Here is a 23,764-nt window from a genome sequence, read left to right on the forward strand (position 1 = left end):
GGCGGGTCAGAGGGCCGAGCGGCGCAGCGCGGGGCGCGCCTTCGGTGCGGCGGTCAGCCGGGCGGCGACGCCGGCCGGGGTGGGGTGCTGGAAGACCTGGCGGATGCGCAGCTCCAGGCCGAGCTCCGCCCGGACCCGGCTGATGAGCCTGGTCACCTGGAGGGAGTGGCCGCCCAGGGTGAAGAAGTTGTCGTCGGGGGCGACGGCGTCGACCTCCAGCACCTCGGCGAAGAGCGTGCACAGCGCCTGCTCCGTCGAGCCGCCGCCGGTGGGTTCCCCGAGCGGTGCGGCGGGTGCCTCTTCGGCGGTGCGGACGGCCGGGCGCGGGGCCGTCGGCAGTCCGGTGAGGGCGCTGAACCGCCGGGCGGGGTGGGCGGCGAGAGTACCGAGCAGCCGTTCGAGGTCCGCGGCCAGGCGTCGCCCGGTGTCGGCGGTGAACAGTTCGGTCGCGTACGTCAGCTCGCCGTGCAGGCCGTCCGGCGCCCCGTCGGCCCCGTGCCGCTCCGCCATGTCGAGGGTGAGATCGAACTTGGCGACGCCGAAGGGGACCGGCTGGGGCGTGGTGGTCAGACCGGGCAGGGCCAGGTCGTCGGCGGGCGTGTTCTGGAGCTGGAGCATGACCTGGAAGAGGGGGTGACGGGCGAGTGACCGGTCTGGGTTGAGCGCCTCCACCACCCGCTCGAACGGCACGTCCTGATGCTCGTACGCCGCCAGGTCCGCGTCCCGGACGCGGGACAACAGCTCCACGAAGCTCGGGTCACCGGAAACGTCCGTACGCAGGACCAGAGTGTTCACGAAGAACCCCACCAGGTCGTCCAGCGCCTCATCGGCACGACCCGCGACAGGCGTGCCGAGCGGAATGTCCGTACCGGCCCCCAGCCGCGACAACAGCACCGCCAGGCCTGCCTGCAACACCATGAACAACGTGCAGCCGTTCGACCGCGCCAGCTCCAGCAGACGGGCATGGAGCTCAGGGCTCAGCTCGACCGGGACCGAACCACCCGCATAGCTCGCCACCACCGGACGCGGCCGGTCCAGCGGCAGAGCCAGCTCGGACGGAGCTCCCGCGAGCTGCTTGCGCCAGAAGCCCAACTGCTGGGACACGACGCTGCCCGGGTCGGACTCCTCGCCCAGCAGCTCCCGCTGCCACAGCGTGTAGTCGACATAGCGGACGGGCAGCGGCTCCCACTGCGGGTCGCTCCCCCGCGTGCGCGCCTCGTACGCCCGCGCCAGGTCCCGCAGCAGGGGGCGCATGGACCAGCCGTCGGAGGCGATGTGGTGCATCACCAGGAGCAGGACGTGCTCGTCCGCGCCGAGGCGGAACAACCGTGTCCGGAGGGGTGGTTCGGTGGCCAGGTCGAAACGGTGGGCTGTCAGGGCTTCGACGGCCCGGTCCAGCTCCGCCTCGGTGACGTCCTCGGCCGTGAGCCCGGGGCGTGCCTCGTCCGGGGGCAGGACGCGCAGGGCCGGGCGGCCGTCCGCGTCGGGGAACAGGGTGCGCAGCGTCTCGTGCCGGGCGACGACGTCGGCCAGTGCCTCGGCGAGCGCGGCGACGTCCGGGGTGCCGTGGAGCCGGACGGCGAACGGCATGTTGTAGGTGGCGGCATGGTCCTCGGCCTGGTGGACGAACCACAGGCGGTGCTGGGCGAAGGACAGCGGCGGATTCTTCGCGTGCCGCCGAGGCGCCAGCGGCGGCCGCGCGCGCTCGGCGTCGCCGGCCAGTTCGGCGAGGGCGGCGGGTGTCTGCGCCTGGAAGAGGTCACGGATGCCGAGTTCGACGCCGAGAGCCGTCCGGGCGCGGGAGATGAGCCGCGTCGCGAGCAGCGAGTGCCCGCCCAGATCGAAGAAGCCGTCCTCCGCACCCACGTCGGACACGCCCAGGACCTCGGCGAACAGGCCCGCCAGGATCTCCTCCCGCGGCGTGCGCGGCGCACGGGAGCCCACACCGGCCGCGTAGTCGGGGCGCGGCAGCGCCTTGCGGTCCAGCTTCCCGTTCGGCGTCAGCGGCAGAAACTCCAGCGCCATGAACGCCGAGGGCACCATGTGGTCCGGCAGCACCGAGGACAGTTCCCGGCGCAGGGCCGCCACATCGACCGTACGACCGGCCACCGGCACGACGTACGCCACCAGCCGCTTCCCGCCGGGCCCGTCCTCGCGTACCGTCACCGCGGCCTGCGCCACCTCCGGGAGGCGGACCAGCGCCGCCTCGATCTCACCGGGTTCTACGCGGAAGCCACGGACCTTCACCTGCTCGTCCGCACGACCCAGGAACTCCAGGGCACCGTCACGGTTCCACCGCACCAGGTCACCCGTGCGGTACATCCGCTCCCCCTCGGCGAACGGGCACGCCACGAACCGCTCCGCCGTCAACCCCGGCCGACCGAGATAACCGCGGGCCAGACCGGTACCGGCGAGGTAGAGCTCCCCGGCCACGCCCGGTGCGACGGGCCGCAGGGCAGCGTCGAGGACGTACGCGCGCGTGTTGGCGATCGGGCGGCCGACCAGGGGATGCGTGCTGGCCCCCAGGTCCCACCACAGGGCGTCGATGGTGCACTCGGTCGGGCCGTAGATGTTGAGGCTGATGAGCCCGTCCACTTCCCTCAGCCGGTGCCACAGGGCGGGGCTCGTGGCCTCGCCGCCGAGCTGGACGACCCGGGGGCGGTGCCGGGCATCGTCCAGCAGGCCCTCCTCGAGGAGCTGTTCGGCGTACGTCGGTGTGACGTCGAGGACCTCGATGCCGGCCGCGGCGATGTGCCGGGCCATCGCGCCCGCGTCGCGGCGGATGTCGTCGCCGATGACGTGCAGCTCGTGCCCGGCGGCCATCCACAACAGCCCCTCCCAGGACGTGTCGAAGGACAGCGAGGCCGTCAGCGCCACCCGCAGCGCCCGCCCGCCCGTGGCCTCCTCGGCACGGGCCATGAGGCCGGCGTGGTGGTGGGCGTAGAGGTTGCGCAGCCCGGCGTGGTCGATGACGACGCCCTTGGGGCGGCCCGTGGAACCGGAGGTGTGGATGACGTACGCGGCGTCGCCGGGCAGGACCTCGCGCCCGAGGTTCTCGTGCGGGTGTCGCGCCGTCGCCGGGTCGTCGATCAGTATCAGGTGGGTGTCGGCCGTCGTCGGCAGGGTTCCGGCGGTGGCGGAGTCGGTGACGACGACTGCGGGGGCGGCGTCCTCGAGGAGCAGGGCGATGCGCTCGGCCGGGTACTCGAGGTCGACGGGGACGGACGCCGCACCGGTTTTGAGGACGGCGAGCAGCGCCACGATCGACTGCTCGGACCTGGGCAGCGCCAGGGCGACGGGGCTTTCGGGGCCCGCACCGCGCTCGGCCAGGGCGTGGGCCAGACGGTTCGCCCGCGCGTTGAGTTCGCCGAAGGTCAGCGCGGTGTCCCCGTGCACCACCGCCGTCGCCTCCGGCGTCCGCGCGACCCGGTCCTCGAACAGCCGGGGGAAGGTCGCCTCGGGCGCGGCGAGCGCGGTGTCGTTCCAGTCGTTCAGGATCCGCTCGCGGTCCTGACCGGACAGGGGCTCCGCCTCGCCGACCGGGCGCCGCGGGTCGGCCGCCAGCTGCCGCAGCACCCGGGTGAGGCTCTCGGCCAGGGTCTCGGCGGTCTCCTGGTCGAAGAGGTCCACCGCGTACTCGAGCGAGCCGCCGATCCCGGCCGGGCCGCCGTCGGCGTCCCACCGTTCCCGGACGTCGACGGTCATGTCGAACTGTGCGGCGTCGAAGCGGAGGGGCTCGTCGCGCACGTCGAGACCGGCGAGGGTCAGCGTCGCGGCGGGGTCCTGGAGCTGGAACATGACCTGGAAGAGGGGGTGACGGGCCAGGGACCGGTCGGGGTTGAGGGCCTCCACCACCCGCTCGAACGGCACGTCCTGATGCTCGTACGCCGCCAAGTCCGCGTCCCGCACACGGGACAACAACTCCACGAAGCTCGGATCACCCGAGACGTCCGTGCGCAGGACCAGAGTGTTCACGAAGAAACCCACCAGGTCGTCCAGCGCCTCATCAGCGCGGCCCGCGACAGGCGTACCGAGGGGAATGTCCGTACCGGCCCCCAGCCGCGACAACAGCACCGCCAGACCCGCCTGCAACACCATGAACAACGTACAGCCGTTCGAGCGCGCCAGCTCCAGCAGACGGGCATGCAACGCCGTGTCCAGCTCGACCGGGACCGAACCACCCGTATAACTCGCCACGACCGGACGCGGCCGGTCGAACGGCAGAGCCAGCTCGGAAGGAATTCCCGCGAGCTCTTCCCGCCAGAAGTCCAGCTGCTGGGACACGACGCTGTCCGGATCGGACTCCTCGCCCAGCAGCTCCCGCTGCCACAGCGTGTAGTCCGCGTACTGCACGGGCAGCGGTTCCCAGTGCGGTTCGCTGCCCCGCGTGCGCGCCTCGTACGCCCGCGCAAGGTCGCGGAAGAGGGGCTCCCAGGACCATCCGTCGAGCGCGATGTGATGCACCACGAGGGCCAGTACGTGCTCGTCCTCGCCCAGCGCGAAGAGCCCGGCCCGCACCGGAGGCCGCTGTGCGAGGTCGAACTCCGCGGCGACGAGCCGTTCCAGGGCCGTGCCCGGTCCGCCGTCGCCGGCTTCCGCGACGGCCGTCTCCACGACGGCGATCTCCACAGCGGCAGCGTCCGCCGGCAGCACCAGCTGGCACGGTTCGCCGTCGATCTCGGGGAAGACCGTGCGCAGGGCCTCGTGGCGGCCGATGACGTCCGCCAGCGCGGAGCGCAGCGCGGTACGGTCCAGGGTGCCGGTCAGCCGCAGGGCGAACGGGCAGTTGTAGCCGACGCCCTGCCCCGTGCGGCTCAGGAACCACAGCCGGCGCTGGGCGAACGACAAGGGCAGCACGGCGGGGCGGTCCGCCGCGGCCAGGGCCGGCCGGGCCGGGCCGAAGCGGTCCAGGCCGGCCGCCAGGCCGGCGGCGGTCGGCGTGGTGAACACCTCGCGGATGCCGAGCTCCACGCCCAGGGCGGTCCGGGCCTGGGCGACGAGGCGCATGGCCAGGAGGGAGTTGCCGCCCAGGTCGAAGAAGTCGTCCTCGGCGCCGATCTCGGGCACGCCCAGCACGGCGGCGAAGAGGCCCGCCAGGATCTCCTCGCGTCCGGTGCGCGGCCTGCGCCCGCCGCGTCCGGTGGTGTGGACGGGGGCGGGCAGGGCCTTGCGGTCCAGCTTGCCGTTGGCGGTCACCGGCAGGTCGGCCAGGACGACCACGGCGGACGGCACCATGTGGTCCGGCAGGACCTCGGCCAGTTCCTCCCGGATCCGGGCGGGCCGCGGTTCGGCGCCGGGCGTGGGCACGACGTAGGCGACCAGGCGCGGGTCGCCGGCCCGGTCCTCGCGGACGACGGCGGCGGCCCGGCCGACTCCGGCGCAGCGGACGGCCGCGGACTCCACCTCGCCGGGTTCGATGCGGAATCCCCGGATCTTGACCTGGTCGTCGGCGCGGCCGAGGAATTCCAGGGTGCCGTCGCCGGTCCAGCGCACGAGGTCGCCGGTGCGGTACATGCGGGCGCCGGGTTCGAAGGGGCAGGCGATGAACCGTTCCGCCGTCAGCGCCGGGCGGCCGAGGTAGCCGCGGGCCAGCTGGACGCCGCTGACGTAGAGCTCGCCGACGACGCCGGGGGCGACGGGCCGCAGCCGGCCGTCGAGCACGTAGGCGCGGGTGTTGGCGGCGGGGCTGCCGATGGGGACGGTGGTCGCCGCGGGGTCGGGGCGGCAGGGCCACAGGGTCACGTCGACGGAGGTCTCGGTGGGCCCGTAGAGGTTGTGGAGCTCCACGCCGTCGAGGGTGGCGAAGAACGCGGCCTGGGTCGCGGGCGGGAGTGCCTCGCCGCTGCAGATCACCCGGCGGAGCGTGCTCGCGGTCGCGCGGGCGGCCGGTTCCTGGAGGAAGGCGCTCAGCATCGAGGGGACGAAGTGGGCGGTGGTGACGGACTCGCGGCGGATGAGGTCGGCGAGGTAGGCGGGGTCCTTGTGGCCGTCCGGTTCGGCGACGACGAGTGCGGCGCCGGTGATCAGGGGCCAGAAGAACTCCCACACCGACACGTCGAATCCGTACGGCGTCTTCTGCAGGACGCGGTCCTCGGCGGTGAGCCCGTATTCCTCCTGCATCCACAGCAGGCGGTTGACGATGCCGGCGTGGGTGACCTGGACGCCCTTGGGGCGGCCGGTGGAGCCGGACGTGAAGATGACGTAGGCCGGGTGGCCGGGGGTGAGCGCGGTGGCCGGCGGGTGCGCGGGCAGGCCGGCGTCGGGGGTGTCGAGCGCGAGGACGGGCACGGCTGTGGGCGGCAGGTGTCCGGCGGCCTCGGTGGTGGTGAGCAGCAGGGCCGGTGCCGCGTCGGCGAGGACGGCTTCGGTGCGGCGCGGGGGCTGGCCGAGGTCGACGGGCAGGTAGGCGGCGCCGGCCTTGACCACGGCGTGCAGGGCGACGACGAGGTCGGCGGAGCGCGGCACCGCGACGGCGACGGTGTCCTCGGGGCCGATGCCGAGGGCGACGAGGCGGTGGGCGAGCCGGTTGGCGCGCTCCTCCAGCCGGCGGTAGGTCAGATGCTCGTCGCGGAAGAGGACGGCCGGGGCGTCGGGGGTGCGGGCGGCCTGGGCGGTGAGCAGCTCGGGGAGGGTGGTGTGCGGGAGGGGCCGGGTGGTGTCGTTCCAGTCGTGGAGGACCTGCCGGCGCTCCGCCGGGCCGAGGGTGTCGAGGGCGCCGAGGGTGAGCTCCGGGTCGGCGGTCCACTGGTGGAGCAGCCGGGTCAGCCGGGCGGCGAGGGCCTCGGCGCGAGTGCGGTCGAGCAGTTCGGGGCGGTGGCTCAGGCGCAGTTCGAGCCGGGTGCCGGGTTCGACGACGAGGGTCAGCGGGAAGTGCGTGGTGTCGCGGAAGGCGATGTCCACGTCGAGGGTGCCCGGCAGGTCGAGCGCGTAGTCGTTCATCGGGAAGTTGTCGAAGACGATGTTGGTGTCGAACAGCGCCTGCGACGATCCGGCGAGGTGCTGGATGTCGGTGAGCCCGAGGTGGTCGTGGTCCATGAGCGCGGCGCGCTGGTGCTGGACGCGTTCGCACAGCGCGGTCAGGGATGCCCGGGGGTCGAGCCGTGCCCGGACCGGCACGGTGTTGATGAGCATGCCGATCATGGTGTCGGCGCCGGGGAGGTCGGCGGGGCGGCCGCCGACGGTGCAGCCGAAGACGACGTCGTCGCGTCCGGTGGCGCCGCCGAGGAGCACGGCCCAGGCGCCCTGGACGACGGAGTTGAGCAGCAGGCCCTGCCGGCGGGCCTGTTCGGTGAGGGCCGCCGTTGCCTCCTCGGTGAGGCGGACGGTGACGTCCTCGCAGGTGCCGCCGGCCGGGGCCGGGGCCGGTCCGGCGGGGGCGAGGTGGGTGGGTTCGCCGACGCCGTCCAGCGCGGCCCGCCAGGCGCGCTCGGCGGCGGGCCGGTCGCGCCGGCCCAGCCAGGCCAGGTAGTCGCGGTAGGGGTGGGCCAGCGGCCGTGCGGTGACCTCGCCCTGCTGCCCGTAGAGGGTGAACAGCTCGCGGAAGAGCAGGGCGAACGACCATCCGTCCAGGAGGATGTGATGTGCCGTCACGACGAGGCGATGGCGTGCCGGGCCGAGGGCGAGCGCGGTGAAGCGGAGCAGCGGTGGGCGGCGGATGTCGACGCCGCGGGCCCAGTCCTCGTCCGTGAGGTCCACCGCGCGGGCCTCGGCCGCGTCGGGGGCGAGGGCGGTGAGGTCGATGTCCTGCCAGGCCAGGGGCGCGTCCCTGCGGACGACCTGGATCGGCTCGCCGGTGCGGCGTTCGGTGAACGTGGCCCGGAGGTTGGCGTGACGGCGTACGACGGCGTCGGCGGACGCCTTCAGCCGTGCCGCGTCGAGGGGGCCGCGGAGGTCGACGGTGAACTGGGCGATGTAGAGGCCGTGGGTGTCGCGCTCGTACCGCGAGTGGAAGAGCATGCCTTCCTGCAGGGGCGTGAGCGGCAGGATGTCCTCGACGACCGACCGGGTGTTCTTCATGGCTTCCCCACTCATCAGAAGGCTTCCAGCGCGGCTTCGAGGTCGTCGATCTCGTCCTGGCCGATGGAGGACAGGGCGACATCGGAGGGCGTCGGCCCGCCGGCGTCCGGGCGGCGGGCACGGGTGAGGAGGGCGGTGAGCATGCGGAACCAGGACTCGGCCAGCCCGTGGACCGCCGCCTCGCCGACGGCTCCCGTGGCCCAGGTCCAGTCGGCCCGCAGGACCGGCCCGTCCGGGGAGTCCAGGGTGATGGCGCCGATCTCCACGACGTGGGCCATGGGCATGCCGGGGGTGACGGAGTCCAGGCGGGCGCCGTACTCGGGCAGGATGTGCCAGTCGCGCTCCCGGTCGCCGGTGAAACGCCCGAGGTAGTTGAAGCCGATCTCGGCGGTGGCCGCGCCGGCCAGCTCCGGGCCCGCGGCCGGGTGGAGGTGGCGCAGCAGGCCGTAGCCGATGCCCTTGTCGGGGATGCCGCGCAGGTGTTCCTTGACGCGCTCGAGGGCCGCCCCGACGGTGGGGCCGCCGGCGCGGACGTCGCGGGCGTCGAACCGGCCGAGCTCGAGGCGGACGGGGAAGATGCTGGTGAACCAGCCGACGGTGCGGGAGACGTCGGCGTCCTCGAAGAGCTCCTCGCGGCCGTGGCCCTCGAGGTCGACAAGGACGCCGGACGCGCCGCCGGGCGCGTGGTGGTGGCGGTGTTCGGCCAGGGCGAGGGCGAGGCCGGTCAGGAGGATCTCGTTGACGTCGGCGTTGAGCCGCTCGGGCACCTCCGTCAGCAGGGGGCCGGTGATGCCGGCGGGCAGGGTGACGGCGTGGTGGCCGGCCCGCTCCTCCAGGTCCTGCCCGGGGTCGAGCGGACGGTCGGCGAGGCGGAGGGAGCCGGGCCGCACGGTGTCGGTCCAGTACGGGAGTTCGGCGGCCCGGCGCGCGGTCGACGCCTCGGCCGCGAGCAGGCCGGCCCAGCGGCGGAAGGAGGTGGGCACGGGGTCGAGCCGCGGCGGGCGGCCGGCGGACACGGCCTCCCAGGCGGTGGCGAGGTCGCCGGTCAGGACGCGCCAGGAGATGCCGTCGACGACCATGTGGTTGATCACCATGGCGAGGCGGCCGGGCCGGTCGGGGCCGGCGTCGTACCAGACGGCCTGGAGCACGGCTCCGTCACCGAGCGAGAGCCGGTCCCTGGCCGCTTCGACCTCGCGCCGGACGAGGGGGGCGGTGTCCGAGGGGCCGAGTCCTTCGGTGCTGACCCGCGTGAGGGCGGACTCGGCCCGCACGGCGCCGACGGGCTGGATCACCAAGTGGTCGGTGAGGGCGCCGCCGGGTGCCGTGCGGCGCAGCCGTAGCGCGTCGTGGCGGTCGAGCAGGGCCTGGATCACCGTCAGCGCCCGCTCGTGGGTGAGCCCGGCGGGGGTGCGGACGACGACGTACTGGTGGTAGTGGTCGGCGGGGCCGCCGCGCTCGCGCAGCCAGTGCATGATCGGCGTCGGCGGCAGCGGGCCGGCCCCGTCGCCGTCACCGGTACGGGTGCCGGCCGTGGTGGCGGTCCTGGCCACGGCCGCCAGTGCGGCCACGTCGGGCTGGGTGAGGACGTCGCGCACGCCGATCCGCAGGCCCGCCTTGCGGGCGGCGCCGACGAGCTGTACGGCGATGATGCTGTCGCCGCCCAGCCGTACGAAGCTGTCGCCGGGGGCGACCCGGGGGACGCCGAACAGGTCGGCGAGCAGGCCGCACAGGATGGCTTCCCGGGGCGTCAGGGGCGTTGCCACAATGATCCGTTTCCTGTCTTCGTGACGCGGTGCGTCAGGGCCGGTGAGGCGGCGTCAGACCATGTCCCGGAGCCGGGCCCGGTCGATCTTGCCGTTGGGGGTGACGGGCAGGGCGTCGAGCGCGGTGAACCGCTTCGGCACCATGTAGGCGGGGAGCTGGGCGGCGCAGGCGCGGATCAGGTCGTCGGTGCCGACGTCCGAGCCGGTCTCGCGCAGGTAGGCGGCGGCCAGCTGGGTCGAGGCGGCGACCTTCACGCCGACGACGGCCGCCCGGCGGACGCCGGGGACGCCGCCGAGGACGGCCTCCACCTCGCCGGGCTCCACCCGGTACCCGTTGACCTTGAGCTGGTCGTCGGCGCGGGCGAGGAAGTGGAAGGCGGTGCCGTCGAAGCGCACCAGGTCGCCGGTGAGGTAGCAGCGGCGGGTTCCGCCGTCGCGGTGCACGGCTGTGCGGAACTTCCGTGCCGTCAGGTCGTCGTCGCCGAGGTAGCCCAGGGCCACGCAGTCGCCGGCGATGACGAGTTCGCCCTCCTCGCCGGGCTCGAACGGCCGCAGCCGGCCGTCGTCCAGGCGCAGCGGTTCCGCGTCGGCGACGGGGGTGCCGATGGGCGGGTGGTCGGGCCAGGAGGCGGGGTAGCCGGGCAGCCGGTGCTGGGTGACGACGTGGGTCTCGCTGGGCCCGTACTGGTTCACCAGGTCGATGGCGCCGCGGGCGCACAGATTGCGGACCTCGTCGTTGACGACCAGGGGCTCGCCGCTCACCAGGATCTCGCGGAGGGTGGGCAGTTCCATGGCCTCGACGGCGGTCGCCATCGCCAGTCCGTGCAGTCCGACGACGGGCAGGAAGACGCGGGCCGCGCCGTTGTCGCGGATGATGTCGACGAGCGTGAAGGGGTCCTGCCGCTCCTCGTCGCCGACGACGATCAGTGCCGCTCCGGCCAGCCAGGTGGCGACGATCTCCTCGTAGCCGACGTCGAAGCCGACGGACGTGGTGTGCAGGGTGTGCGGCGGGGACTGGTAGCGCCAGTGGCGTACGTGCCACCGGCCGAGGCCGGAGAGGACGACCGGGGGCAGTGCCACGGCCTTGGGTTCGCCGGTGGAGCCGGAGGTGGAGATGACGTAGCACACCGGCCCGTCGGTGACCCGGTCCCGGCGGGGGCCGCGCACCTCGCCGATGGTGTGTTCGGGGATGTCCCAGGTGGCGGGGGGCAGGTCGGCGGCGCGCAGCACCAGCGCGCAGCCGGCGCCGTGCGCGACCTTGCGGGCCCTGGCCGGCGGAAGGCCCGGGTCGACGGACAGGACGCCCGCGCCGGCGCGCCAGGCGCCGAGGAGCGCGACGCAGCGCTCCCAGGAGCGGGTGGCGAGGACGGCGACGACGGCGCCGGGGCCGATGCCGCGCGCGGCGAGTCCGCCGGCGATCTCGGCCGAGGCCGCGTCGAGTTCGGCGTAGGTGTGGTGGATGCCGCCGTCGGTCACGGCGACGGCGTCGCGGTGCCGGTGGGCGGCGTCGACGAGGTGCCGGATCAGTGAGGTGTCGCCGGTCATCCGCTCAGGGCGCCTTTCGTCAGGGGTGCGTCGGGGTGGAGCGCCGCGATGCGGTCCGGGAGGGTGCGCCAGATGCCGGGGGTGTAGAAGTGGCTGCCGGGCAGCACGTCGTGCCGGTGGGCGGCGGTCGTCAGGCCGCCCCAGCGGGTTCCGGCGTCGTCCTCGACGACGGGGTCGTCGGCGCCGGAGAGGACCTGGAGGGGGACGGCGACCTTCGCCCCGGTGTGGGTGAAGGTGTCGCGGACCCGGAGGTCGGCGCGCATCAGCTCCACCGCCATCTCCGTCAGGTCCTCGTCCTCGAGGACGTGCGCGGGCAGCAGCCCGTGGGTGCTCATCCACGTCAGGAGCTGGTCGTCCGTGTCGCGCGGGTCGGGGAACCGGTCGCGCTCGGTCAGGCCCCGGTCCGGGGCGTTGCACGCGGACACCACCAGCGCCTCCGGCGCCGGGTCGCCCGCCGCGGCCAGCCGGGTGGCGACGTCGAACGCCATCCAGCCGCCCATGCTGTGGCCGAAGAGGACGTACGGGGCGCCGTCCGCCGTGGCGGCGCGCACGGCGGCGGTGGCGTCCTCGGCGAGGGCGTCCCAGTCCTCGGCGAAGTCCTCGGCGAAGCGCCCCTCGCGGCCGGGGTAGCAGACGGCGAGGAGGTCGGTGGCGGGCGGCATCGCGTCGGCCCACTCGTGGTAGGCCGCCGTGCCGCCGCCGCAGAAGCCGAGGCACACCAGCGTCCGTTCCGCCCGCTCGGTCCGCTTCAGGGCGAGCACCGTGGTGCCGTGTGCGGTGCTCATGCCGTCCTCCCCGCGCGCAGCGCTTCGGCGTGCCCGGCGAGGTCGCGCAGGCGCGGGTGCCGGTAGACGTCCTTCGTCGGCATGACGACGCCGATCCGTTTCTTGAGGCGGGAGACGACGCGCAGCGCCACCAGGGAGTGGCCGCCGAGGGCGAAGAAGTCGTCGTCGGGATGGATGTCGTCGCGGCCGAGGACCTCCGACCACACTCCGGCGATCAGCTCCTCGATCTCGCTGCCGGGCCCGGGGCCGGGGCGTTCCGGCGTGGACTGCGGCTCCGGATCCGGCAGGGCGCGTACGTCGACCTTGCCGCTGACGGTCCTCGGCAGGGCGTCCAGCGCGACGAACGCGGCCGGGACCATGTAGCCGGGCAGCGCCGCGGCGGTGTGCGCCCGCAGCTCGGCGGTGGTGGGGGCCGCGCCGTCGGCCGGCACGTAGTGGGCGAGGACGTCGGTCCCCCGGCGTACGGTCGCCACCGCGCCGGTGACGCCGGGGTGCGAGCACAGGGCCGCCTCGACCTCGCCGAGCTCCACCCGGAAGCCGCGGACCTTGACCTGCCGGTCGGTGCGGCCGAGGAACTCCAGGGTTCCGTCGGCGCCTTCGCGCACCTCGTCGCCGGTGCGGTACATGCGGGTGCCGTCCGCGGCGAAGGGGTCGGCGACGAACCGTTCGGCGGTGAGCGCCGGCCGGCCGGTGTAGCCGTTGGCCAGGCCGGGGCCCGCCAGGTAGAGCTCGCCGGCGGTGCCGGCGGGGGCGGGGCGCAGGGCGTCGTCGAGGACGTACGCCCGTACCCGCGGCAGGGGGCTGCCCAGGTGCGGGCCCGGGCCTTCGACGCGGCAGGCGGTGGCGTCGACGGTGGTCTCGGTGGGCCCGTAGAGGTTGAACGCCTCGATCCGGCCCTCGCCCGAGGCGTCGGCGAGCTCGCGCCACATGCGCGGCGGCACCGGCTCGCCGCCGATGAGCAGACGCAGCCTCCGCTCGGGGGCGGCCGACGGCAGCAGGTGGGGGCGAGGGCGGCCCAGTGGGAGGGGGTGAGGTCGAGGTCGGTCACCCGGTGCTCGGCGAGGAGCGCGGCCAGCCGGTGCGGGTCGGTGCGGTCCGCGTCGTCGAGGACGACCAGGGTGTCGCCGCGGCACACCCGGACCCACTGCTGGACGGAGGCGTCGAAGGACATGCTCGCGTTCCAGGCGACGACCCGGGGCCCTCCGCGTACACGCCCCGCTGTTCCAGGCCGGCGATGAGGGCGGCGACGCCGCCCCGGCAGGCCTCGACGCCCTTGGGGGTGCCGGTGGAGCCGGAGGTGTGGATGACGTACGCCGGGTCCAGGACGTCCGCCTTCCCGCGCGGCGGTGCGGCGGCGCCCGTGGGGCCGGGCGTGAGGACCGGCACGCCGGTGAGCCAGGAGGGTGTGCCGGTGTCCGTCACCAGCGCGCGCAGCCCGGCGTCGGCGGCGACGCGGGCGAGCCGGGCGGTGGGGTGGGCCGGGTCGAGGGGACGTAGGCGGCGCCCGCGCGCCAGGCGGCGAGCGGTGCCACCACCCAGTCCACGCCCCGGGGCAGGCCGACGCCGACCCGGTCGCCCGGGCCGATGCCCAGGTCGTGGAGGCGGCCGGCGAGGTCCCCGGTGCGGGCGTCCAGTTCGGCGAAGGTGAGGGTGGTGTCAGGGCCGATGACGGCAGTGCGGTCCGGCATGGCCCGTACGGTCTGCAGGAACCGGTCCACCGGGTCCGCGGGGAGCGGGAGCGTGCGGGCGTCAGTCATGCGAGGTCACCGCCTCCGGTATGGGGCAGGGCGCGTCGGCGGCGGGTTCCACGGTGGGCCGGCAGTCGGCGAGCGCCAGGGGGTCGCCCATGGCGACCAGGATCCGGCGGTCGCCGAAGAAGGGGTCGCGGCCGTGCGCGCTGAGGACGTTGTCGACGAGCATCAGGTCGCCCGGCTCCCACGGCCGGCGGACGGTGGCCGCCTCGTAGGCGGCGTTGACGGTGCCGAGCTCCTCGCGGGTGAGGGGCAGGCCGTTGCCGAAGGCGGTGTTGAAGGGCAGTCCGTCGTGGCCGAGCTCCTCCACGAGGGCCTCGCGGACCTCCTCTTCCAGCGACCACTCGTTCCAGAAGGCCAGGTGGTTGAACCACACCTCCTCGCCGGTCTCCGGGTGGCGGACGATGCCCGGCCGCAGCTGGCGGGTGCTCAGGCCGCCGTCCTCGCGCCAGGTCCAGGAGATGAGGTTCTCTTGGCAGTAGCGCTCCGCCTCGGCCGGGAAGTCGGTGCCGAACGCGGACTGCCAGTCCACCGAGAGGTGCTCGGAGTAGGCGCGCTTGAGCAGCCAGCCGTGGGTGCGCATCCGCTCCACCAGGTGCGGGGGAAGGTTGCGCAGCACGCTGCGGCAGTCGGTGACGGGGGTGGCGCCGCCCTGCTCGGGTGCGCTCAGGCAGCCGAAGAGCAGCAGCCCGGGGAAGGTGAGGGTGTAGCTGTTCTCGTTGTGGGGCCTGATCGGCTGGGCGGCCGGCAGGTCCGTGGAGGAGTAGACGCCACCGCCGAAGTCGCTGCGGGGCGTGGCCTTCTCCCGGTACGGGGTGCGCCGCGGTACGAGCAGGTCGCGGACCTGTGCGAAGGCCTCGACGCTGTGCACGGGCAGGCCGCGTAAGTAGACGGCGCCGTGCTCCCGCAGGCCGGCCAGCAGTTCGGTGTGCGTGGACTCCAGCCAGGCGACGGCCTCCTCGACGCCGGACAGGTCGGGGGCCTCGAGGGTGGCGGGTCTGCCGGGCTCCACGGTCCAGCGGGCGTTCACCGCCGGCCGCCCGTGGCGCCGTGGCGGATCTCCAGGGTGCAGCACTTGACGCTGCCGCCGCCCTTGAGGAGTTCGGACAGGTCGATGCCGACGGGCCGGAAGCCGCGGGCGGCGAGCTTGTCGGCGAGGGCGGTCGCGGCCTGTGGGAGGAGGACGTTGAGCCCGTCGGAGATGGCGTTCAGGCCGAACACCTCGGCGTCCGCCTCGTCGGCGAGGAGCGCGTCCGGGTACAACTCCCGGAGCGTCCGCCGGCTCGCGTCCGAGAAGGCGTCCGGGTAGTACATGATCTCGTCGTCGTCGAGGACGGCGAGCGCGGTGTCGAGGTGGTAGTAGCGGGGGTCGACGAGGGTCAGGCCGACGACGGGCACGCCGAACAGCTCCTGGGCCTCGGCGTGCGCGGCCGGCTCGGTACGGAATCCCGTGCCGGCCAGCACCCGGTCGCCGGCCACCAGGTAGTCGCCCTCGCCCTCGTTGGTGTGGACGGCGTCCCGCACCTCGGTGTGGCCGGCGTTCTCGAACCATTCGCGGTACGCGGCGGCCTCGGCGGCCCGCTGCTCGTAGCGGAAGTTGGCGACCAGGACCCGGCCGTCGTGGACGGTGGCGCCGTTCGCGGCGTACACCATGTCGGGCAGGCCGGGCAGCGGCTCGATCAGCTCGACGGTGTGGCCGAGCTCCTGGTAGAGCTCGTACAGCCGCTCCCACTGGAGCACGGCCAGCGCGGTGTCGACCGGCTTGGCGGGGTCCATCCAGGGGTTGATGCGGTAGTCGACGGTGAAGTGCGTGGGGCGGCACATCAGGTAGTGCCGGGGGCGGGCCGTGCGGGCCGGGTGCCGCTGTTCGGACATGGGGATCTCCGAGTCGGGTGGGCGGGGCGGGGGCGGGGAGGGCCGGACCGGGCCGGCTAGGGCTCGCGGGTGAGGGCGATCAGGGAGCCCGGGCGCATGTCGGTCCAGGTCCGCTCGATGTGGTCCAGGCAGGCGGCCCGGGTGTCCTCGCTGTGGGCGACGGTCCATCCGGCGGGCACGTCGATGGCGGCGGGCCAGAGCGAGTGCTGGTTCTCCTCGTTCGTCAGGACCAGGTAGTCGCCGTCGTCGCCCTCGAAGGGGTTGGCCATGGGGGATTCCCTCTCTCGTGGATGGGGGTGGTGGGGGTTTCGGGCACGGCGGCGCACCGGCGTGGCGTACACCGGTGACCGGCGTGCGGAACGGGTGACGGATGCCCGCCCTACGCGGCGCGGACGGCGCCGACGCTCCACTCGCGCAGGAGCGGGGACATGGCCAGCGCGCGCCGGCAGATGCCGAGGGCGGCGGCCGCGGCGGTGGCCTCGGACCGGGCCAGGGTGAAGATCCCCAGGTGGACGTGGCCGGGAGCGCAGCGGATGCTGACGTGCTCCAGGCGGTCCTCGGCGACTGCCGCGACCCACAGCACGGCGGACACCTGCGCTGCGTCGAGTACCTGACGGGCGCCGGGCCCGGTGGCGGTCAGAGTGATGGCGGTCAGTCGCATGGTCGGGGGTGCGTCAGTCCCAGATCACAGCGGCCGCACCACCCGGGTGGTCGGGACCTGGCGGACGGCTGCGGCCGGTGCGGCGGGGCCGTCGGGGACACGGGTGCGGACTGCCATGGGAAACACCTCGTCTGATCGGGCTGACCGGGCTGGTGGTGCTGCTGGAGCAGACCGGGTGGCGGGGTGTGCCGCGCCGTCCCGGTGGAACCATCCTGGTCGGCGGCCCCTCGGCCCGGGAAGCGTTTCGGGCCGGTCCAAACCGTCCAGGCCGGTTTGTGACACGGTCGGCGGGACCTGCATTCAATGCGTGTTGATCCGCTGTTGACCGCCTCGGCCCACACTGTCCGCCACGGGGCACATGTCACATGAATGGGGAACGAATGTTCGCTACGCTCGGCCTGGAGACGACGGACGAGGCCGTCTACCGAGAGATGGTGGAGTCCCCCGCCCTGGGCGTCGAGGAGATCGCGGCCCGCCTGGCGACCAGCTCCGACCGCGTCCGCGCCTGCCTGGACAAGCTGTTCGAACTCCGGCTGATCCAGGAGTCCTTCGAGGCGCCCGGCCGCTTCGTGGCCGTGGAGCCGGCCGTGGGCCTCCAGCAGTTGCTGGCCCGGCAGCACGACGAACTGATCGAGCGCCAGCGGCAGATAGCCGCGAGCCACGCCTCGTTCGTCCGCATGCTCGCCCACACCGGAACCCGCCCCTCCGACGGCGGCGGCGTCGAGCGGCTGGAGGGCATGGACGCGGTCCAGCGGCGGCTGCAGGAACTGGCCCGCGAAGCGGTCCGCGAAGTGCTGACGTTCATGCCGGGCGGCCCCCAGTCGGCGGCGGCTCTGCGGGCGGCGCGGCTCAACGACGGGCACGCCATGGACCGCGGGGTGACGATCCGTACGATCGGCCTGGACGGGATCCGCGAGGACGCCGCGACCCTCGACTACGCGCGGTGGCTGACCGACCAGGGCGGCGAGTTCCGCACCGCGGCGAGCCTGCCGCCGCGGATGGTCGTCGTCGACGGGGCCTCGGCCCTGATCCCCATCGATCCGGACGACACCCGCAAGGGCGCCCTGTACCTCTCCGGCCCGGCGCTGCTGGCCCCCCTGACCGCCCTCTTCGACCAGACCTGGGAACGGTCCGCCCCGCTCGGCTCCGGCCCCGCGCTGTCCGGCCACGAACGCGCCCTGCTCTCCTACATCGCCCAGGGACACACGGACGAGTTCGCCGCCAGACAACTCCACATCTCCCCCCGCACCGCCCGCCGCACGATGGCCTCCATCATGGACCGCCTGGGCGCGCGCAGCCGCTTCGAGGCGGGCCTGAAGGCGGCACGGCTGAGCTGGCTGTGACAGCCCGCGCCGGCAGCCGGGAGGGCCCCCGGCGGTCCGCTCAGAGCCGGCCGAGTTCCTCGACGAGGTCGTCCAGGCCCAGCGACCCCTGGGACAGGGCCGCCATGTGCCAGGCCCTGGCGTCGAAGGAGCCGCCGCGCGCGGCCCGCGCCCGCTCCCGCCCCAGCAGCCAGGCCCGTTCGCCCAGCTTGTAGCCGATGGCCTGGGCCGGCACCGAGAGGTAGCGGACCATCTCGCTCTCCAGGAAGTCGGCGGGACGGCCGCAGTGCGCGGCGAGGAACCGCTGCGCCAGCGCCGGGGTCCAGCGCTCGCCCGGGTGGAACGGGGAGTGCGCCGGGATCTCCAGCCGCAGGTGCATGCCGATGTCGATGATCACGCGGACGGCCCGCATCATCTGCCCGTCGAGGTAGCCGAGCCGGCGCTCGGCGTCCGTGAAGAAGCCCAGCTCGTCCATGAGCCGCTCGGCGTACAGCGCCCAGCCCTCGGTGTCCGCGCCGACCACCCCGACCGTCGCCTGGTAGCGGGAGAGCCGGTCCGCGACGTGCCTCCACTGCGCCAGCTGCAGATGGTGGCCGGGCACTCCCTCGTGGTACCAGACGGCGGTCAGGTCGTAGACGGGGAAGCGCGTCGCGCCCATCGTCGGCAGCCAGGTCCGGCCGGGCCGGGAGAAGTCCTCGGAGGGGGCGGTGTAGTACGGGGCCGCGGCGCTGCCCGTCGGCGCGATGCGCACCTCCACCCTCTTCACCCGCTCGGCGAGATCGAACTGCGTTCCGTCCAGTGCGATGATCGTCTCGTCCGTCAGCTCCTGCAGCCAGGCCCTGACCTCCGCGACGCCCTCGATGTGGACCCCGTGCTCGTCGAGGTGGGCCAGCGCCTCCCACGGGCCCGCACCGGGCAGCACCCTGGCGGCCTCGCGGCGCATCTCGGCCAGCAGCCGGTGGTATTCGGACCACCCGTAGGCGTACGCCTCGTCCGGGTCGAGGTCGGCGCCGTTGAACTGCCGCGCCCACAGGGCGTACCGGTCGCGCCCCACCGTGTCCGGGGAGTCCTCGACGGCGGGGGCGTAGACGTCGCGCAGCCAGTCGCGCAGCGCGCCCACCGCGTCGTCGGCACGCCGGGCCGCGGCGTCCAGGCCGGTGCGCAGGCGGTCCGGGCCGGCCGCGGCGAAGTCCTGGAACCAGCCGCCCGCGGTCTCCGCCCAGGCGGTCAGTTGGCCGATCAGCGCGCCGACCGCGCGGGGGCCGCCGTGCAGGGAGCGCTCCAGGCCCAGCGCCAGAGCGGCCCGGTATCCCTCGAGCGCGCCGCCGACGGCATCCAGCCGCTCCGCGACCGCCGCCCAGTCCTCCTCGGTCTCCGTCGGCATCACGGTGAACGCCTTGCGGACGGTGTGCACCGGCGAGCGCAGGTTGCTGACCGCGCACAGCCCCTCCCCCGCGTCGTGCACGGCGAGCTGAGCGGTCAGCCGCTCGCGCAACAGCCGTCCGCAGCGCCGCTCGGGCCCGTCACCGGTACCCGCCCGTGCCTCGGCCTCGTCCAGCCGCCGGAGCGTGGCGAGCGCCAGATCGGCGAGCGCCTGCTGCCCGTCGGGGGAGGGGTCGGGGAGGCGGCGATGGCTCTCGGCGACGCCGAGGTTCGAGCCGGTGGCCGGGTCGAGGGCGACCAGGGCCTCGACGTAGTCGTCGGCGACCTGCCGGGGCGACACGCTGCTGAGGGTCTTCGACATGCGGCCATCCTGGTACGCCGGGCGCGGCGCGGGACCGGAACGGTCCCGGCCGACGCCTCTTTCCGGCCAGTCATGTGACGAACGGGCCGCGGGCGAGGAGCGCTCCGGGCCCCCTCACTCCCCCGTCGTCCCGTCCGCCTCCTTGATGTCGGAGATCAGCTTCGTGTTCAGGTCGGACTGCACGCTCACATAGGTGTACGTGGGCTTCGCCTCGTCGCCCCAGGCCAGCCGGACGCGCGTCCAGGTGTGGCCCGCGCCGCTGTTGTCGTAGCTCACGCGCCACGCGTGCGGGGTGTTCTGCGCGCGGAGGACCCCGTCCGCCCCGTGCTTGCGCTCCCAGGCCGCCAGGCGCCCGCGGAACTCGCGGGTCAGGAAGTGCGCGCGCAGGGCGTCGGACAGGGCCCCGTCCGGGGTGCCCGTGCGGGCGTCCACGTACGCGCCGTAGAAGGCCGCCACCCGGTCGACGGCCGAGGACGGGCTGCCCTCGTGGTCCGGCGCGGGCTGCGTGGCTCCGGCGGGGGCGCCCGCAGGCGCCGCGAACGCGCCGGCGGACGTCGTCAGCGCGGCGAGGACGGCGAGCGCCGCCCCCGTGCGCCAAGTGGTGCGCCACGTCGTGCGGGATATGGACATGGGTCGTGCCCCCAATCGCAGGGCGCCGCTCGCGGCAGCGCATCGCTGTTCACCTTGCAGAGCGGACGAGTTACCCGGATGGGTTCCTTCCATGCACGCGGCCTCCCCTGTCCGTGCGGCCGGTGGGGCTGGCATAGTTCCGGCGCACAGGAGCGGATCGCCGCGCGGGACGCGATCCCTGCGCAGCACCGTCGCGGAACCGAAGTGCCGAACCGAAGTGCCGAACCGACGTGCAGAACAGAAAGGTGCCCCCACCCCATGCGCCGTCTGCTCATCGCCGCCCTCTCGCTCGTCCTGTCCGCCGTCGCCCTCGGCGCCGCTCCGCCCGCCCTGGCCGCCGGCACTCCTCCCGATCCTGTGGTGTTCGTGCACGGCGCCAACGCGGACCCGGGCGTCTGGGGCGAGATGCGTGCCGACTTCGTCCGCGCCGGGTATCCCGAGGACCGGCTCGCGGCCTGGTCGTACGACACCCGCCAGTCGACGAACGAGGTGCTCTCCGGCCGGCTGGCCTCCTACGTCGACGCGGTGCTGGCCCGCACCGGGGCCTCGCGCGTGGACATCGTCGCGCACAGCCTGGGCAGCCTGCCCTCGCGCTGGTACGTGAAGTTCGGCGGCGGCGCGGACAAGGTCGGGCACTGGGCGTCGCTGGCGGGGCCCAACCACGGGACGACCACGGCCTGGGCGTGCGCGCTGTGGAACCAGGCCTGCAAGGACATGACTCCCGGTTCGTACGTCCTGACGCGGCTCAACTCCGGTGACGAGACTCCCGGCGCCACGCGCTACGGGACGTGGTCGTCGCCGTGCGACGGCGTGATCGTCCCGGTCTCGAGCACCGAGCTCGACGGCGCCGTCAACACCCGGGCCGAGGGCTGCCCCACCCACAACGGGCTGCTGACGGACGACACGGTCTCCCGGCAGGTCCGCGCCTTCCTCACTCGGCCGTAGGGGCCGGCGCCGGGACGGCGGGCAGCGAGACGACCATCGTCAGGCCGCCGCCTGGGGTGTCCTCGGGGGTGAGCGTGCCGCCCATGGCCTCGGTCAGGCCCCGGGAGAGGGCCAGGCCCAGGCCGAGGCCGGTGGTGTTGTCGGTGTCGCCGAGCCGCTGGAACGGCGCGAAGGCCCGCTCCCGGTCGGCGGCGCGGATCCCGGGCCCCCGGTCGACGACGCGCAGCTCGACGCGGCCGGCGAGGACGCTGGCGGTGACGGTGACCGGACGGCCGGGCGGCGAGTGGCGGGCGGCGTTGGCGACCAGGTTGGCAAGGACGCGCTCGAGCAGCGGCGGGTCGGCGAGCACGTCCGGTACGGGCGTCAGGTCCTGGGCGACGACGGGGTCGGCCGGCGGCTCGGGCAGGCTGTCCAGGGCGGGCGGGAGCACGTCGGCGAGCGCGGTGGGCTGCAGGTGGAGGGTCAGGGCGCCCGCCTGGATGCGGCTCATGTCGAGGAGGTTGTCCACCAGCCGGTTGAGCCGGGCCAGGGACTCCTCGGCGGTGGCCAGCAGTTCCTCCTTGTCCTCGTCGGAGAAGCGCACGTCCCGGCTGCGCAGGGAGCTGACGGCCGCCCAGCCGCTGGCCAGCGGGGTGCGCAGGTCGTGGCTGACGGCGGCGAGCAGGGCGGTGCGCATGCGGTCGGCGGCCCTGACCGGTTCGATCTCGGCCGCCGCCTCGGCGAGGCGGGCGCGTTCCACGGCGGCCGTCAGATGGGCGGCGAAGGCGGTGAGCACCCGCCGTTCGGTGGCGGGCAGGTCGCGGCCGCGCAGGACGAGCAGGCGGTCCTCCCCCACCGGCACCCGGATCCCGGTGCCGTCCCCGTCGTCCGGCGCGCGGCCTGCCCGTACCGTTTCCCCGTCCCCGTGGCGCGGGCGCAGTTCGACGGACTCCATGCCGAAGGTCTCGCGGGTGCGTTCCAGCAGGACGGGCACGTCCTGCTCGCCGCGCAGGATGCCGCCCGCGAGCGAGGACAGGGTCTGGGCCTCGGCGGTGGCGCGGGCGGCGCGGCGGCTGAGCCGCAGCGAGCGGTCCACGACGGCGGCGACGGTGACGGCGACGAGCGCGAACACCACCAGGGCCAGGACGTTGTTGGCCTCGGCGATGGTGAAGCGGCCGGCGGGCGGGATGAAGTAGTAGTTGAGCAGGAGCGAGGCCGCGAGGGACGCCAGCAGGGCGGACAGCACCCCGCCGATGCAGGCCACGCCGACGACGGCCACCAGGAAGATCAGGGCCTCGCTGGTGAGGTTGAGGTTGAGGGCGTCGGCGACGGCCGGGCGCCGCAGCAGCAGGGTCAGCAGGGCGGGCAGCGCGAGTCCGGCGAGGGGCCCGCCGAGCCGGCGGGCGAGGGCGAGGTCCCGGCCGGGGGCGGGCCGGCCGCGCCCCCGCCCGGCCCGCTCGTGGGTGACCAGGTGGACGTCGATGTCCCCGGAGGCCTCGACCACCGCCTCCCCCACCCCGCGTGTGGCGAGGACGCGCTGCAGCCGGCCGCGGCGGCTGACGCCGACCACGATCTGGGTGGCGTTCTCGGCGCGGGCGAACTCCAGCAGGGCCATGGGCACGTGGTCGCCGACCACGGTGTGGTAGCTGCCGCCCAGGCTCTCCACGAGCTGCCGCTGTCGGGCCAGCGCGGCGGGCGAGGCCCCGGCGAGGCCGTCGCTGCGGGCGACGTGGACGGCGAGGAGGTCCCCGCCGGAGGACCGGGCGGCGATGCGGGCGGCGCGGCGGATGAGGGTGTCGCCCTCGGCGCCGCCGGTGATGCCGACGACCACGCGTTCCCGGGTCTCCCACACGCCGCCGATACCGTGCTCGGCACGGTATCGGTGCAGGGTCTCGTCGACCCGCTCGGCGACCCACAGCAGGGCCAGCTCGCGCAGGGCGGTGAGATTGCCGACGCGGAAGTAGTGCGAGAGCGCGGCGTCGATCTCCTCGGGGGCGTGGATGTTGCCGTGGGCCATGCGGCGGCGCAGCGCCTCGGGTGCCATGTCGACGAGCTCGATCTGGTGGGCGCGGCGTACGACCTCGTCGGGTACGGTCTCGTGCCGCGGCACTCCGGTGATCTTCTCGACGACGTCGCTGAGGGACTCGAGGTCCTCGATGTTGACGGTGGTGACGACGTCGATTCCGGCCCTCAGCAGTTCCTCGACGTCCTGCCAGCGCTCGGGGTGGCCGGCGCCCGGGGCGTTGGTGTGGGCCAGTTCGTCGACGAGCGCCACGTCGGGGCGGCGTTCGAGGACGGCGGCGAGGTCGAGCTCGGCGTACTCCACCCCCCGGTGGGTGCGGCGCAGCCGGGGCAGGATCTCCAGGCCCTCGAGCATCTCCTCGGTGTGCGGGCGGTGGTGGCACTCGGCGAGGGCCACGACGACGTCGGTGCCGCGCAGGGAGCGGCGCCAGCCCTCGTCCAGCATCCGGTAGGTCTTGCCGACTCCCGGGGCCGCGCCGAGGAAGACCTTCAGTGTGCCGGGGCGACGGCCCGGCGTGTCGGACGGAGCACCGGCCTGGGGCATGGTGCCGCTCCTTCGTCTCGGGGGCGGCGGCGCGCCGCCCGGCGGCCTGCGGGGTTATGACCCATCGTCAGGTCGCCGGGGCGGGCGGCGGCAGGCCGGGCCGCGACGTTGACGCGATTCTGACTGCGGCGCGGGGCGCGGCCAAGCGCTCTTGTCGAAGTCCGGTGCGGTACCCGCGCCCC

General features: G+C 74.4%; 14 protein-coding genes and 1 pseudogene. 2 read left to right on the top strand and 13 right to left on the bottom strand.

Annotated elements, in window-relative coordinates; all coding sequences use genetic code 11:
• Positions 1-6: 6 nt before the first annotated feature.
• From J1792_RS25295 to J1792_RS25335, 10 genes and pseudogenes are all read right to left on the bottom strand, one after another.
• Positions 7-8,016 carry a non-ribosomal peptide synthetase gene (locus J1792_RS25295; RefSeq protein WP_207248277.1) on the bottom strand — a complete coding sequence of 2,670 codons (8,010 nt, stop codon included), beginning with the start codon at positions 8,014-8,016 and terminating at the stop codon, positions 7-9.
• Between the two features lie 14 nt (positions 8,017-8,030).
• Entirely contained in the window at positions 8,031-9,779 is a 1,749-nt protein-coding gene (locus tag J1792_RS25300; RefSeq protein WP_307843090.1) for a condensation domain-containing protein, read from the bottom strand.
• A gap of 54 nt (positions 9,780-9,833) precedes the next feature.
• The gene (locus J1792_RS25305; RefSeq protein WP_086573922.1) at positions 9,834-11,324 is read right to left on the bottom strand and encodes an AMP-binding protein; all 1,491 of its coding nucleotides are present in this window, start codon (positions 11,322-11,324) and stop codon (positions 9,834-9,836) included.
• Positions 11,321-12,109 carry a thioesterase II family protein gene (locus J1792_RS25310; protein WP_207248278.1) on the bottom strand — a complete coding sequence of 263 codons (789 nt, stop codon included), beginning with the start codon at positions 12,107-12,109 and terminating at the stop codon, positions 11,321-11,323. The genes J1792_RS25305 and J1792_RS25310 overlap by 4 nt, the downstream gene beginning before the upstream one ends.
• Entirely contained in the window at positions 12,106-13,254 is a 1,149-nt protein-coding gene (locus J1792_RS34505) for a non-ribosomal peptide synthetase (RefSeq protein WP_307843091.1), read from the bottom strand. The genes J1792_RS25310 and J1792_RS34505 overlap by 4 nt, the downstream gene beginning before the upstream one ends.
• Positions 13,154-13,866 (bottom strand): annotated as a pseudogene (locus tag J1792_RS35940) (AMP-binding protein). Before J1792_RS35940 ends, J1792_RS34505 begins: the two are co-directional and overlap by 101 nt.
• The gene (locus J1792_RS25320; RefSeq protein ID WP_207248279.1) at positions 13,859-14,890 is read right to left on the bottom strand and encodes a TauD/TfdA family dioxygenase; all 1,032 of its coding nucleotides are present in this window, start codon (positions 14,888-14,890) and stop codon (positions 13,859-13,861) included. The pseudogene J1792_RS35940 and the gene J1792_RS25320 overlap by 8 nt, the downstream one beginning before the upstream one ends.
• Positions 14,887-15,735, bottom strand: a complete 849-nt coding sequence (gene ddaH / locus J1792_RS25325; protein ID WP_086574282.1) for a dimethylargininase — start codon at positions 15,733-15,735, stop codon at positions 14,887-14,889. The genes J1792_RS25320 and ddaH overlap by 4 nt, the downstream gene beginning before the upstream one ends.
• Before the next feature lie 56 nt (positions 15,736-15,791).
• Complete coding sequence (locus J1792_RS25330; protein WP_086570224.1) at positions 15,792-16,004, bottom strand: MbtH family protein; 213 nt, start codon at positions 16,002-16,004, stop codon at positions 15,792-15,794.
• A 110-nt stretch (positions 16,005-16,114) separates the two neighbouring features.
• Positions 16,115-16,396: a hypothetical protein gene (locus tag J1792_RS25335; protein WP_086570222.1), complete on the bottom strand. Its 282-nt coding sequence runs from the start codon at positions 16,394-16,396 to the stop codon at positions 16,115-16,117.
• Positions 16,397-16,776: 380 nt separating this feature from the next.
• Between J1792_RS25335 and J1792_RS25340 the strand changes: the two genes are divergently transcribed.
• Positions 16,777-17,739, top strand: coding sequence for a LuxR C-terminal-related transcriptional regulator (locus J1792_RS25340; RefSeq protein WP_207248280.1), 963 nt, complete (start codon positions 16,777-16,779; stop codon positions 17,737-17,739).
• A gap of 40 nt (positions 17,740-17,779) precedes the next feature.
• On the opposite strand, the gene J1792_RS25345 is transcribed toward J1792_RS25340, so the two are convergent.
• Both J1792_RS25345 and J1792_RS25350 read right to left on the bottom strand, forming a co-directional pair.
• Positions 17,780-19,462, bottom strand: coding sequence for a DUF885 domain-containing protein (locus J1792_RS25345; protein ID WP_207248281.1), 1,683 nt, complete (start codon positions 19,460-19,462; stop codon positions 17,780-17,782).
• A 114-nt stretch (positions 19,463-19,576) separates the two neighbouring features.
• Positions 19,577-20,092 carry a hypothetical protein gene (locus J1792_RS25350; protein WP_207248282.1) on the bottom strand — a complete coding sequence of 172 codons (516 nt, stop codon included), beginning with the start codon at positions 20,090-20,092 and terminating at the stop codon, positions 19,577-19,579.
• A gap of 258 nt (positions 20,093-20,350) precedes the next feature.
• Between J1792_RS25350 and J1792_RS25355 the strand changes: the two genes are divergently transcribed.
• Positions 20,351-21,037 (top strand): esterase/lipase family protein, encoded by a 687-nt coding sequence (locus J1792_RS25355; protein ID WP_086570203.1) that lies wholly within the window; start codon positions 20,351-20,353, stop codon positions 21,035-21,037.
• On the opposite strand, the gene J1792_RS25360 is transcribed toward J1792_RS25355, so the two are convergent.
• Positions 21,024-23,582, bottom strand: coding sequence for a sensor histidine kinase (locus J1792_RS25360; RefSeq protein ID WP_086570201.1), 2,559 nt, complete (start codon positions 23,580-23,582; stop codon positions 21,024-21,026). The two genes, J1792_RS25355 and J1792_RS25360, sit on opposite strands and share 14 nt — an antisense overlap.
• Positions 23,583-23,764 lie beyond the last annotated feature (182 nt).

The organism is Streptomyces triculaminicus (assembly GCF_017349075.1).
GTDB classification, from domain to species: Bacteria; Actinomycetota; Actinomycetes; order Streptomycetales; family Streptomycetaceae; genus Streptomyces; species Streptomyces triculaminicus.

Bases quoted from the DNA above. Each gene is read 5' to 3' on its own strand.
- J1792_RS25295 (WP_207248277.1), bottom strand. From the start codon at position 8,016: ATGAAGAACACCCGGTCGGTCGTCGAGGACATCCTGCCGCTCACGCCC.
- J1792_RS25305 (WP_086573922.1), bottom strand. From the start codon at position 11,324: ATGACCGGCGACACCTCACTGATCCGGCACCTCGTCGACGCCGCCCAC.
- J1792_RS25355 (WP_086570203.1), top strand. From the start codon at position 20,351: ATGCGCCGTCTGCTCATCGCCGCCCTCTCGCTCGTCCTGTCCGCCGTC.
- J1792_RS25360 (WP_086570201.1), bottom strand. From the start codon at position 23,582: ATGCCCCAGGCCGGTGCTCCGTCCGACACGCCGGGCCGTCGCCCCGGC.
- J1792_RS25345 (WP_207248281.1), bottom strand. From the start codon at position 19,462: ATGTCGAAGACCCTCAGCAGCGTGTCGCCCCGGCAGGTCGCCGACGAC.
- J1792_RS25330 (WP_086570224.1), bottom strand. From the start codon at position 16,004: ATGGCCAACCCCTTCGAGGGCGACGACGGCGACTACCTGGTCCTGACG.
- ddaH (WP_086574282.1), bottom strand. From the start codon at position 15,735: ATGTCCGAACAGCGGCACCCGGCCCGCACGGCCCGCCCCCGGCACTAC.
- J1792_RS25310 (WP_207248278.1), bottom strand. From the start codon at position 12,109: ATGAGCACCGCACACGGCACCACGGTGCTCGCCCTGAAGCGGACCGAG.
- J1792_RS25335 (WP_086570222.1), bottom strand. From the start codon at position 16,396: ATGCGACTGACCGCCATCACTCTGACCGCCACCGGGCCCGGCGCCCGT.
- J1792_RS25340 (WP_207248280.1), top strand. From the start codon at position 16,777: ATGTTCGCTACGCTCGGCCTGGAGACGACGGACGAGGCCGTCTACCGA.
- J1792_RS25350 (WP_207248282.1), bottom strand. From the start codon at position 20,092: ATGTCCATATCCCGCACGACGTGGCGCACCACTTGGCGCACGGGGGCG.